11 protein-coding genes are annotated in these 12,996 nt (G+C 49.9%); 1 reads left to right on the top strand and 10 read right to left on the bottom strand.

Annotated features, from left to right (window positions below; genetic code table 11):
* Positions 1-18: 18 nt before the first annotated feature.
* Positions 19-1,044 (top strand): hypothetical protein, encoded by a 1,026-nt coding sequence (locus tag RYZ26_RS01730; protein ID WP_317681404.1) that lies wholly within the window; start codon positions 19-21, stop codon positions 1,042-1,044.
* 10 nt (positions 1,045-1,054) lie between these two features.
* On the opposite strand, the gene RYZ26_RS01725 is transcribed toward RYZ26_RS01730, so the two are convergent.
* The 10 genes from RYZ26_RS01725 to napF form a co-directional block, all read right to left on the bottom strand.
* Positions 1,055-3,046: an HD domain-containing phosphohydrolase gene (locus tag RYZ26_RS01725; RefSeq protein WP_317681403.1), complete on the bottom strand. Its 1,992-nt coding sequence runs from the start codon at positions 3,044-3,046 to the stop codon at positions 1,055-1,057.
* Complete coding sequence (locus RYZ26_RS01720) at positions 3,043-3,228, bottom strand: hypothetical protein (protein WP_317681402.1); 186 nt, start codon at positions 3,226-3,228, stop codon at positions 3,043-3,045. Before RYZ26_RS01720 ends, RYZ26_RS01725 begins: the two co-directional genes overlap by 4 nt.
* Positions 3,229-3,345: 117 nt before the next feature.
* Entirely contained in the window at positions 3,346-6,345 is a 3,000-nt protein-coding gene (locus RYZ26_RS01715) for an FAD-binding and (Fe-S)-binding domain-containing protein (protein WP_317681401.1), read from the bottom strand.
* Between the two features lie 234 nt (positions 6,346-6,579).
* The gene (locus RYZ26_RS01710; protein WP_317681400.1) at positions 6,580-7,200 is read right to left on the bottom strand and encodes a NapC/NirT family cytochrome c; all 621 of its coding nucleotides are present in this window, start codon (positions 7,198-7,200) and stop codon (positions 6,580-6,582) included.
* A 19-nt stretch (positions 7,201-7,219) separates the two neighbouring features.
* Complete coding sequence (locus tag RYZ26_RS01705; RefSeq protein ID WP_317681398.1) at positions 7,220-7,672, bottom strand: nitrate reductase cytochrome c-type subunit; 453 nt, start codon at positions 7,670-7,672, stop codon at positions 7,220-7,222.
* Positions 7,669-8,586, bottom strand: a complete 918-nt coding sequence (napH, locus tag RYZ26_RS01700) for a quinol dehydrogenase ferredoxin subunit NapH (protein ID WP_317681397.1) — start codon at positions 8,584-8,586, stop codon at positions 7,669-7,671. Before napH ends, RYZ26_RS01705 begins: the two co-directional genes overlap by 4 nt.
* The gene (gene napG, locus RYZ26_RS01695) at positions 8,583-9,398 is read right to left on the bottom strand and encodes a ferredoxin-type protein NapG (RefSeq protein ID WP_317681396.1); all 816 of its coding nucleotides are present in this window, start codon (positions 9,396-9,398) and stop codon (positions 8,583-8,585) included. Before napG ends, napH begins: the two co-directional genes overlap by 4 nt.
* 38 nt (positions 9,399-9,436) lie before the next feature.
* Positions 9,437-11,947 (bottom strand): nitrate reductase catalytic subunit NapA, encoded by a 2,511-nt coding sequence (gene napA, locus RYZ26_RS01690; RefSeq protein WP_317681395.1) that lies wholly within the window; start codon positions 11,945-11,947, stop codon positions 9,437-9,439.
* Positions 11,944-12,288, bottom strand: a complete 345-nt coding sequence (locus RYZ26_RS01685; protein WP_317681394.1) for a chaperone NapD — start codon at positions 12,286-12,288, stop codon at positions 11,944-11,946. Before RYZ26_RS01685 ends, napA begins: the two co-directional genes overlap by 4 nt.
* Entirely contained in the window at positions 12,285-12,806 is a 522-nt protein-coding gene (gene napF, locus RYZ26_RS01680; RefSeq protein WP_317681393.1) for a ferredoxin-type protein NapF, read from the bottom strand. The genes RYZ26_RS01685 and napF overlap by 4 nt, the downstream gene beginning before the upstream one ends.
* Between the last annotated feature and the right edge of the window lie 190 nt (positions 12,807-12,996).

Raw genomic sequence — 12,996 nt, 5'->3', positions numbered from 1 at the left:
GATAACAAACTGGCAGCTATGGCAAAGAAATCCGGACCCATTGGTCTTGCATGGAAATCAAAATCAGGAAAGAAAGCCGCATGGGCGATCATGCTGGCAAGCTTTGTGCTATGTGTCATCCTGGGCAGCCTTCTGCGCATGGAAGAGCAAAAGGCGCGTCAAGACACACTTTCCAACTTTGCGCGCACACTGGCATCCACCACACTCAGTTCCGGTGGGGCTGAAGAAGACATTCTGTTAAAGGTCAATGATCTGCTGAATGTGGATGCGGTTCTCGGCCTGCGCCTGTTAAAAGGCAACGATATTCCCTTAAGTGTAGGTGAAACCGATGATACCTTCCCTGAAAGCGAGCTTGACCAGAACAGCCAGACGCGATGGAGCGATGATCATTCCCAAATGGATGTCGCTTTCAAACTGGAAGCCCCGCTGCCCTTTGATGTGCTGGTCATGCGGCTGGATGCAGATAGTCAGGTCACCCCCCCTCTTTTGGGCACCGTTATCAACTGGATTGCCGCGCCGATCTTTGCGCTTATCAGCGGCATCATCAGCTTGTGGGTGACAGGCAGTTTCTTTTTGAAACCCCAAAAGAATATGCAAAATTATCTGCAGGAACAAACGGGCAAATTCACCTCCAGCCCGGTCCCGCAGGAACTGACAAAACCGGATGATGACAACGGCCTACTTGCCAAACAGATCGAAGCCATGCGCGCCGAAGTCATCAAGTCGAAACAGGCGGCTGAATTTCAAGCCCGCTTCCTTCATGAAACGCCTTATCCGCTGGTAAGATGTTCGGTCAACCGTAAAGTCATGTTTGCCAATACGGCCGCACGCGCCCAAAGTGCCCTTTTTGGTGATGAGACCAAAGAATTCGTCTCCCCAGCCGTATCAGAACTGATCCGAAAATCCTTTCAGGATGCCAAACAGATTTATGGGGATATCCGCTGCGGGCAATATATCATCACCTTTCGCGCCATCCCCATTCTAGATACCGGATATGTCAATCTCTACGGCGAAGTCACCCGCCGCATTGATGAAGATATCTAGGGTCCTGACCCTAGCCTTCCAGATACGGCGCAATATCAACGTCATCGAGCTGCGTATCTTTGAGGAACATTTCCCCATAGGTTTTATGCAGTCCGGTTTTCAGGAACAGCTGGAAGATATCCTTGTCCAGATGCTGATCCTTAACCATAAAGCCCATAATCCGCACAGCCTCGCTGAGTTTCTTCGGCTTCTTGTAAGGTCTGTCAGCCGCCGTTAAAGCCTCAAACACATCGGCAATTGCCATAATGCGCGCCGGGATGGACATTTGCTCTTTGACCAGTTTGCGTGGATAGCCCGTCCCGATCATGGTTTCGTGGTGAGCCCCTGCATATTCCGGAATTTTTTCCATATGTTTAGGGAACGGCAGGCGCTCCAGCATCAGGATGGTCTGAATGATATGTTCATTAATCTTGAAACGTTCTTCTTCGGTCAGCGTGCCGCGACCGATCTGCAGGTTATAAAGTTCACCCTTGTTATAAAGCGCATCTGGCACAGGCATTTTAAAACCATGTTCTTCCAGGAATTCCGCCATGCCTTCCTGACGGGGAATGACATGATCAGGCTTGTCTCCCAACAATTTTTCTACAACAGGCAGAGGTTGAGGTGGAATTTCTTCCAGTGCGATTTCTTCCTGCTGTGACAGGCCTAGGCGGTCATCAAAATAGCGCGTCCATTTAATCTCTGCGATTTGGGCCAGACGATCCAGACGGTCATCAGACATAAATTCACCGCCCACATTGCTTTCAGCCACAAAGGCAAAATCCTCTTCCAGCTGGGCAACCTTCGCATCAAATTCAACCTTGATAGCTGCCGCATCCTCCCCATCCACAAGCGCCTTGAGATATGAAATTTCAGCGTCACGGCGCAGCACTTCAAAGCGGGTGCGAACTTCGTGGATCCGATTATAGATGGTTTCCAGCTTAGTCGCCTTATCGACCACATATTCAGGCGTTGTAACCTTGCCGCAGTCATGCAGCCAGGCCCCGATCTTGAATTCGCGCCATTCATCATCGGTGTCAAAGCGGAAATCAGCAAAAATCCCATCATCACTGTCACTGGCAGCTTTACAGAGCATTTGCGACAGTTCCGGCACGCGCGCGCAGTGACCACCTGTATAAGGCGACTTGGCGTCAATCGCGCCGGCTATCAGCTCAATAAAGCTGTCCATCAATGTACGTTGGGCTTCCATCAGACGCTGATTATCCAGCGCAACGGCTGCCTGCGACGCCATGGCTTCCACGAAGCTTACAATCTCTTCTGAAAAAGGCACCACATTGCCCTCTTCATCCTGAGAATTGATCAATTGCAACGCCCCGATCACATTGCCACCCCGGGGCATCAAAGGAACCGTCAGGAAAGAAGAAGATTTATAGTTATTGGCTTCATCAAATATACGGGTACCGGAAAAATCGAAGCCGCAATCTTCGGTCAGACACGGATCGTAGGCATCATCGATACGCACGGTTTCACGATCCAGCACGGCATGGCTGACCACATTAGAATGGTTGGGTTGCCCGGTTTGGGTGTTATACATGTAAACGGGTGGAATGGTGACTTCGCCGCCTTCGGCCCCGCCCATGTAAAACCCAAGAGAGTCTGTCTTGACGATTTCAAAAGTCAGCTTGTCATCATCGGTGCGCAGATAAAGCGATCCGCCATCCGCATTGGCCAGACGTTTCGCCCCATCAAGGATCATTTCCAGAAGCTTGGCCTCATCACGTTCCGCCGCCATGGCGATCCCGAGCGTGACCAGACGTTCCAGCTTGGCTTTTTCAAAATCCAGTTCTTTCGTGCGTTCCGTTACGACCTGCTGCAATTTTTGTTCTGCGCGGTCGTTCATTTTAACCAGGCGTTTTGATTCTTTTAAGGATCGCTTATAGCCTTTGGTCATGGACTGCAGATGTGCGAGCACTTCTTCTTTTGACACCTCATCAGGATCTGCCAAAAGTTTTTCAGCCTCAGTCAGAAGCTGATCTTCTTTGGTAAAAAGATCGAAACTCATTGCACCCTACTTTTCGTAAACCCTGCGTCATTATGGACAGTTTCGCCCAAAGAAACAAAGAAAAAACCGTTCATTTTCAAAACAAATGCCGCAATGGTTCTGCTGTCTGCCAGGTTGGCGTATAGACCATCATAAACCTTTGTTAATCGGGGAACGTGTAAACCCGCTCGATTCAAAGCCATTTCAATCTTCCTGATGATGAAAGTTGCAAGGGCTGGCAATGTGACGAGGTTTATACCCATAAACAATCAACCCGAAAGGCAAATCAGACACGATATGACTTTGGTTTATGTCAGGGTTTATGCGCTTTTCTTCAAAATCTCCACAAGGGCCTCTACCGGATGGCGCGGTTTAAATCCGCCGTAACGTTTTGTCTGACAACGACACGAAAACCCGGTTGCCAGCATCTGATCCGGCCCGGCTTTGGCGGCCCCCTCTTTCCAGCTCATCTCATAAAGTTTTTTCGAGGTTTCTTCATTTTCTGCCTCATGACCGAACATGCCGGACATGCCACAACACCCCGTCTTTTCCACACGGATGGATTGACCAAAAGCTTCAAAAATCGCCCCCCATTGCTTCGGGGTGGCTGGCAAGGATGTCTTTTCGGTACAGTGAGCAAAAAGTGCAAATTCCTGACCGCCTTCCGGCAGGCTAATTTCCAGGTCGGCCATTTTGCCATGCAGCCATTCATGGAACTGATAAACCACATAGTCCGGACGGTTTTCCAGACGCTGGTTATATTCCTGACGCAACATCAGGGTCACAGCAGCTTCAATCCCGACCATATCCACACCTGCTTCGGCCAAAGACAGATAATAGGCGTCATTTTCAGTTGCCAGTTGATCAAATTCTTTTAAGAAGCCTTTCACATGTAGCGGCTTTCCGTTGGGACGGTATGGCGCGACATAGACATCAAATCCCAGCGCAACCAGCAAATCATAATGAGCCAGCACAACGTCACTGTCATAATGCGTGGTGAAGGTATCCTGAATCAGAATGACCGATTTTTCTTTCTGTTTCGCACGCAAGGTCTTGATATTTTCCAGATCAAATTCCGGCGCACCACGTTGTTTCAATCCATTGGCAACCGACGTAGAACTGACTTTCGGCAGATCAATCAGACCAAAACCATGACGCATAAATGCTTTTACAGGCGGCAAAGCCTGCATCAGGTTGATCAGCCACGGAACCTTTGCTGTTAAGGGCGCGAGACCTTCCAGCTTTGCCACCAGATGGTCGCGTTTCGGACGGTCATAACGTTCATGATAGGCTTCCAGGAACTGGGCCTTCATTTCCGGGATATCAACCTTGACCGGACATTGGGTCGCACATGTCTTGCACGACAGACAAGTCTTCAGCGCTTCATAAACATCAATGTTGAAGTCCTTGCCTTCTTTCAATGCAGCCGGTGCCTCTGATTTTTCACTTTCCGTGCGCAGACGCAACCATTCGCGCAACATGCCCGCACGTCCTTTTGGTGACTGGACCCGATCCCGGCTGGCTTTATAGCTTGGACACATAGGATCAAACGCATCCCAGGTAAAGCACGCGCCATTGCCGTTACACAAGGTGGCTTTGGGGAATGCCTTTTTCAGTTTAGCATCCAGTGTGCGGTCCACCTGACCGCGCAACTGCGCCTTATCAATGGCCGTCAGTTCGACTTCCGGCATGGTGTAAGGCGTTGCGATCTTGCCCGGGTTGAACAGGTTATGCGGATCAAAAGCAGATTTAATCTTGCGTAGTTCGTCATACAGTTCCGGGCCAAAGAATTTGGGGGAATATTCCCCCCGAAAGCCTTTGCCATGTTCGCCCCACAGAAGCCCGCCATATTTCATGGTCAGATCAGCCACACCATCTGAAATTTCGCGCAAAATGGGTTCATCCATCACATCGGTCAGATCAAGGGTCGGACGCACATGCAGACAGCCCACATCAGCATGACCAAACATGCCGTAATCGACCCCGTGTCCGTCCAGCAAGCTGCGGAATTCACGAATGAAGGGTGCGAGGTTTTCTGGGGGAACGGCGGTATCTTCCACAAACGGAATGGCGCGGCGCTTACCCTGCAGGGCACCCAAAAGGCCCACAGATTTCTTGCGCATTTCCCAAAGGGCAGAGATTTGGGCGGGTTCGGATGTAGAACGCCAGCCAGTGGCCTGTTCATCTTCATCCTTGTATTCGTTCAGGGTGGCTTCCAGTTTTTCGATTTGCGCATCGACTTCTTCAACCGAATTGCCGACAAATTCAACGAAGTTCATGCCGAGGATTTCCGGCTCGCCTTCTTCACCGCCCAGCATATCGCCAACCTGTTCCCAGATGATGTCGTTCTGGGCCATGGACATGATCTTGTCATCGACAACTTCAACAGCTGCCGGGTCCGCCTTCAAAATCAGCTGTACGCCTTCCAAAGCCTGATTGAAAGTCGCGTAACGCACCGTGACCAGCCCTTTATGTTTCGGCAATGGGATCACGCGGAAAGTCAGTTTCTGTGTTAGACACAAGGAACCTTCAGAGCCTGCCAGCAGATAAGACAAGTTAAAGGTACCGTTATTATCCAGCGCATGTTGCAGGTTATAGCCTGTCAGACCCCGGTTCATCTTGGGGAAGGTCTTTTCAATCAGTTCTTCATTTTCAGTGATGGAATTAAAGGCCTGACGATGAATATCGCCAACGATATCATCACGTTCCATGACCTTTTTCATCTCATCAGCACTCAACGGCCTGGATGTCCAGCTTTGCCCACCGGACAAAACCACATCCATCTCTTCAATATAATCAGATGTCTTGCCGTAAATGCGTGACCCTTTCCCGGACGCATCGGTCCCGGTCATGCCGCCCAATGTGGCGCGTGACGAAGTGGAAACCGCGGGCGGGAAGAAGTATCCCTTCTCCTTCAAAAACGCATTCAATTGATCCAGAACCACACCGGGCTGGATGGTGACCAATTTCTTTTCCTCGTCAAAATCCAGGATATTGTTCATATGTTTGGAGGTATCAACCACCACGCCTGTGTTCAGCGACTGGCCGTTTGTGCCCGTGCCGCCCCCGCGCGGCGCAAAGGAAATACCACGAAATTCTTCACGTGCGCCGAGTTCGGCAACCACGTTTAAATCTTCTTCACAGACCGGATAGACAACAGCCTGCGGCATGACCTGATAAACAGAGTTATCAGTCGCACTTAGCAAGCGTGTGGGGTAATCCGCATAAATCTCGCCTTTGAAGGAACTATCTTCCAACGCTTTTAAAAAGCGGACGGTTACATCGTCTAAAGCGCGATCAGGTGTAAGGACGGGAATCATTTACTTCACTTTCGTCATTCCTGCGCAGGCAGGGATCTCGTGGATCAAACAGATCCCGTATTAAGTACGGGATGACGTAAGTGATATAGCCTTCTTCGGCTTTTTTTTAAACCATAAAAAAGGCACCGACCCTCCCCTTTTGCGGATAAAAGGTACGGGAGGGCCGGCTAAGGTGGCGTATCAGACGATGAGGGGGTTATAAGACGCCTGAAAACACCACCTATCAGTCAGCCCTTAATGGGCCTGGTTTAGCTCTTCTTCCGCCGTAAAAGCTTCTGCCGGAAGTTCGTGTGCGATCCCCTTGTGGCAATCGATACAGGTTTTACCCTGATCCTGTGCTTCAAGGTGACGATTACGCGCACGAGAGTTTTGTGCAGACACGTCCATGGCGATGAAGTTGTGACAGTTACGACATTCGCGGCTGTCTGTTTCCTTCATTGTATTCCACACACGTTTCGCCATGGTCAGACGATGGGCTTCGAATTTTTCGCGGGTATCAACGGTCCCGAGAATTTTGTGAAGCACTTCGTTTGACGCCTGGATTTTACGTTTCATTTTGTGGATCCAGGGACGTGGGACGTGACAGTCAGGACAGGTGGCACGAACACCAGAAGCGTTCGAGTCATGCACTGTGCCTGTATATTCCCGATAAACGTTCTGTTCCATCTCGTGACAAGACAGACAGAAGCTTTCGGTGTTGGTCATTTCCATGGTCCAGTTAAAACCACCCCATGCAACGACGCCAACGATAATCCCCGTAAAGAGCAGCATCCCTGCCGAGGTTGTCTTACTGGGCCTTCTTAACAAGGCCCAGATACGGTTGAAAAAACCGCCTTTTTCTTCTTGATCACTCATATCAAGTTCCCCTTAGGCCTTATTTGGTGAAGGTATTATCCACCAGCGGCTTTGCATCCACTTGTGGAACGTGACACTGGGTACAGAACCAGCGCCCCGGTACAACGTCATCCAAAGGTTTGCCTGTACGGTGATCCTGGTAGTGAGTCTCACTGATTTTTGGCGCACCTTCTTTTGCAGCATACTGCCAGTTATGGCAGCGCATGCACTGGTTGACCTTCAGATTGATCTGATATTTCTCAATCTTATGAGGAATGAGCGGTGGTTGCTGACGATAGTTTTGAGGAAAACGTGAGCCTTCCATAACTTTGTTAATTTCGGCAGCTTTGTTATTTTCGGCAATTCCGAGATCGCCACGCAGGCTGTTGACATTCCCTGCCATTGCGCTGCTCATCAGCATAAATGCTGCTGCGAATACAGCAATTACTGGGATCAGGACTCGTTTCACAGTCTTATCTCCTTCAAGTCTCATGCCGCCCTCTGGGTATCTGTTTCAACACCGTCTTTGAGAGGACGTACATCATCCAATTTGTTTCTAGTTCGTAGCGAAAATTTAAATACGTCTTCGGAACAGACATCCAGACAGCGACCACAATTTGTGCAGTCCCCGGACAGAATGACCGGACCGACCTTGTCCTTTTCCCCTTTCAGGGCAGGTGAAATAACATGAGCTTCCGGACAGATCGCATAGCAATCCATGCAATCGTTACAGGCTTTGCGGTTGTTGGCACTGACCTTGACCAGACTGATCTTTCCAATCAGGCCGTAAAAGGCCCCGACCGGACATAGACGGGAACACCAGATACGATCCCCTCCAACCAGTTCGATCAAGAACAAAGTGCCTGCAATCAGCCCCACTGATGAAAATGCCCCAAACACGATGGCACGATGTAACATCGTCACCGGATTGAAGAATTCCCAGACAATGGTTCCTGTGATCACCGTGGTCAAAAGCACTGAACCCATGACCCAAAGGGCCGTATGGCGCGGCAGTTTGATCCCGGTTTTCTTCCAGCCGAGTTTACGACGCAGCCAGCTGGCCGTATCGGAAATCACATTGATAGGACACACCCAGGAACAAAACAGGCGACCACCGACTGCCAGATAAAAGGCAACCACAATCACCGCACCAATAATGGCGCTTGTTTCCATAAGATGTCCGCTCAAGAGCGACTGCAGGAAGATGAAGGGATCCGTTAAGGGCAACACATCCAAAGTCATGGATGAAGCCAGGGTTCCTTTCACCAGCCAGAAACCTGTAAACGGTCCCACCAAAAAGACAGCGATCGTCAAAAGCTGAGACAGGCGTCTCAGAATCAACCAAAAATGCGCGGCAAACCAGCCTTTTTTCTCAACGGCAGATGTGCCGGGATTATTCATGCTCATGGCTTGAACCCCTTATATCCGCCTGTCGCTGTACGTTCCGGAAAAGCAGGTTGCTCATTGTAGCCTCGATCCGGCAGGTCAATAATGCCCTGGCCTTCAATTAGCGAGCCACCGTGCTTGCGTTTTTCTTCCCAGCCCAGACGATAATGGTCACCCATTTTGCCGCGCGCAATCCGTTCAGGCAGCACGCGGATTGCCGTATCGGGCAAAACGCAAGCCTGTTCGCATTTACCGCAGCCGGTGCATTTATCAGCATGGACGGTGGGAATGAAAATCGCATGTTTTCCGGTCCGTTCATTGGCAGAACGTTCCAGTGTAATTGCCTCATCAATAATCGGACAGACACGGTAACAGACGTCACAGCGAAGGCCATTGAAGTTGAGGCAGTTCTCATGATCAACCAAGACCGCAACCCCCATTCGGGCGTCATCGATATTGGTCAAAGACTTGTCCAGGGCCCCTGTCGGGCAGGCCACCACGCACGGAATATCCTCGCACATTTCACAAGGGATTTTCCGGGCTTCAAAGTAAGGCGTACCTGCAACCGATTGGGAACCCATATCGGCCAAGTCCAATGTGTCGTAAGGGCAATCCCTCACACACAGGCCACAACGCACACAAGCAGCCAAAAAATCTTTCTCCGAGATCGCGCCTGGCGGACGGATTGCGTCCACCGGAAGCTTCCCTTCAGCCTCACGCACCAGGTTGCCCAGCGCCAGACTGACAAGTCCGACACCACAGGCCCCTTTGGCTGTGTTGCTCAGGAAATCTCTGCGAGAAACCTTTTTATGTTTGCTTTTCTTCTGTGTCATGACCTCACCCTCCCAATTAAGAAAGGACTGTTAGACGGTTAAACTTTCGTGACTTTACAAGCACATTTCTTGTAGTCAGTTTCTTTGGAAAGCGGATCGGTTGCATCCAAAGTCAACTTGTTGATCAATGCACCTTCGTCAAACCACGGAACGAAGACGAGGCCTTCCGGCACACGGTTACGACCACGTGTTTCCACACGCAGTTGAATTTCACCGCGACGACTGGAGACGCTGACTTCCTGACCACGACGCAAGCCCCGTTTCTTAGCATCCAGTGGATGCATAAAGAGAACAGCACTTGGGAACGCCTTGTGAAGTTCCGGTACGCGACGTGTCATGGAACCGGAGTGCCAATGCTCAAGAACACGACCTGTGCAGAGCCACAAATCATATTCATCATCCGGGCTTTCTGCTGCTGGTTCGTATGGGGCAAAGATGATGTTGGCTTTACCATCTGGTTTCCCATAGAATTTCACACCTTCACCAGCCTTGACATGCGGGTCATAGCCTTCACGGAAACGCCACAGCGTTTCTTTGCCATCAACAACAGGCCAACGCAGACCACGTGCTTTGTGATATGTCTCAAACGGTGCCATCTCATGGCCCTTCTTGATGATACCTTCAGCAGAGTTAAACATACGATATTCTTCGAAAATACCTTTATGGACGTAGTAGCCAAAGTGTTCAGCATCGTCGTTGTCGTATACGTTGCCCGCACCATCGGTGATTTTTTCAACAGGGAATTTGTTGATCTGACCATTTTCGAAGAGAACTTCATACATGGTTTTGCCACGATACTCAGGTGACTTCGCAAGCAAGTCTTCCGGCCAGACTTCTTCGATTTTGAAGCGTTTGGCAAATTCCATGATCTGCCACAGATCGGACTTAGCTTCACCCGGTGCATGCACCTGCTGACGCCAGAACTGTGTACGACGTTCTGCGTTACCGTAAGCGCCTTCTTTTTCCATCCACATGGCAGTTGGCAGGATCAAATCACCAGCCAGGGCCGTTACAGTTGGATAAGGGTCAGACACAACGATGAAGTTTTCGGGGTTACGATAGCCCGGATAGCCTTCTTCGTTCATGTTTGGTGCAGCCTGCATGTTGTTGTTACACATCACCCAGTAAGCGTTCAGCTTACCGTCTTTCAGCATACGGTGCTGCAGAACAGCATGGTAGCCGACTTTGCCTGGAATGGTGCCTTCAGGCAGTTTCCAGATTTTCTCGGAGAACTTGCGGTGTGCTTCTTTTTTAACAACCAGGTCAGCTGGCAGACGGTGTGCGAACGTCCCGACTTCACGGGCTGTACCACAAGCAGATGGCTGACCAGTCAGTGAGAACGGGCTGTTGCCAGGCTCGGAGATTTTACCCATGAGCAGGTGAACGTTATAAAGCAGGCCGTTTACCCACACACCACGGGTGTGCTGGTTGAAGCCCATTGTCCAGTAAGAAGAAACTTTACGGTTTGGATCCGCATAGGCTTGCGCCAGCTTCAACAGGGACTGCTTTGGAACACCGGAAAGCTCAGATGCGTAATCGAGCGTGTATTTGGAAACAGACTTGGCATATTCATCAAAAGAGATTTTGTTGAATTTACCTTTGTTCGGGTTCTTGGCTGCTTTCTGAAGCGGATGCTCAGGACGCAGACCGTAACCAATGTCTGTTGTTGTCGCATTGAAGTTTACGTGCTTGCTGATGAAGTCTTCATTGTAAGCTTTGTTTTCAATGATGTAGTTGGCGATATAGTTCAGGATGGCCAAATCCGTCTGTGGATTAAAGACCATGCCGTTATCGGCCAGTTCGAAACAACGGTGTTCGTAAGTTGACAGAACATGAACTTCACAACCAGGTTTGGTCAGACGTGTGTTGGTCATACGTGACCACAGGATCGGGTGCATTTCTGCCATGTTCGCGCCCCAAAGGACGAACGTGTCAGCATGTTCCAGATCGTCATAACAGCCCATTGGCTCGTCAATACCGAAGGCACGCATGAAAGCACCTACGGCAGAAGCCATACAGTGGCGCGCGTTTGGATCGATGTTGTTGGAACGCAGACCCGCTTTCATCATTTTAGAAGCGGCATAGCCTTCCATAACGGTCCATTGACCGGAACCAAACATACCAACGCCGGATGGGCCTTTTTTCTTCAGCGTTTCTTTCCATTTGGCAGCCATGGTGTCGAAAGCTTCGTCCCAGCTTACGGGCTCGAAATCGCCTTCTTTGTCATACTGGCCGTTTTTCTTACGCAGCAATGGCTGTGTCAGACGGTCTTTACCGTACATAATTTTGGAAAGGAAATAGCCTTTAATACAGTTCAGGCCTTTGTTTACAGGTGCATCCGGGTCCCCCTGGGTCGCAACGACCTTGCCGTCACGTGTCCCGATAAGAACGCCGCAGCCTGTTCCGCAGAAACGACATGCCCCTTTATCCCAGCGGATAGAGTTTGGCATGGCAGCGTCAGCGGTTTTTGCAGTTAAAGAAACACCAGCAACGGCAGCGGTCGCTGCGGCAGCATTGGCTTTCATAAAGTCGCGTCGGGTCAGTTTCATGAGGAAACCTCCTCCAATTCAAGCTTATCGTGTGATTCAAATTGATGATAAACGAGGGAACTGTTCAAAACGCCAGGCAGACGATCCACTTCAGTGATCCTTTCTGCGGCTAACACTTCCTCGGTATCTTCGATGGTAATGACCAGACGGCCATCTTCTGTCTCGGCATGGACTTCCACACCAGCAAATGCGTCTAATTTTGCACGTACATCACCCATGCGCCCGTCGGCCACATGTGCAATCAATCCGCAAATATTAAACGGTTTGGGCGCTGACGGCATTGCACCAGGCAGCGTTGCCAATTGTTGTTCTTCAGCTAGAAATCGACTGTTTACTTTCAACCTTTCAAGCCCCCTCTCTTTTGGTTTTCCGGGAGGAGCACAATTGCATCAACCGGACAGGGCGCAACGCAGGCACCGCAGCCTGTACACGCACTTTCATCCAATTGAGGTAAGGGAACACCGCCCGGGGTTAAACGAAACCGGATCGCGCGCGGTTCACACTGGTCGTTACAGATACGACATTCAACACCCTTCATTGCCAGACATTTCCCCTCTATTGAAATGTCCAGCGCCCAAGGAGCATCAGGATCAGTACTGATTAGCGCACCATCTTTGCATGATGTCACGCATTCCATACAAAATGTGCATTCCCCTTTCTGGAAATCCACACGTGCAAGATTGCGATCATCAAGATGTAAAATATGTTCAGGGCAGACTTGGACACACAGGGCACAGCCTGTGCATTTTTTTGTAAAATCATCCATAGGCACAGACCAGGGCGGACGAATAACATCGTCTTGCCCGTCAATACCAGAACGACCGAACAAAAGTGTCCGTCTGGAAACATCATCCTTCATTTGGGACCCCCTCCCATATCCAAAGCTCATACTTTAGATGCAATAATTAGTACCATTATTGGCACCTTAGATCAATGAAAAACCATACTTAAGATGTAGTTACTTAGAATTATTCCATGAAGATTTCCAGCGCATTAAAAGATCAGTAAAATCTTTCATGCTGTTCATTTAAGTCATTCTAGCGTATAAG

The organism is Terasakiella sediminum (genome assembly GCF_033100395.1).
In the GTDB taxonomy this organism is placed as follows: Bacteria; Pseudomonadota; Alphaproteobacteria; order Rhodospirillales; family Terasakiellaceae; genus Terasakiella.
The sequence above is the reverse complement of the archived record's forward strand: the minus strand, read 5'-3'. Positions and strand labels throughout refer to the sequence as shown.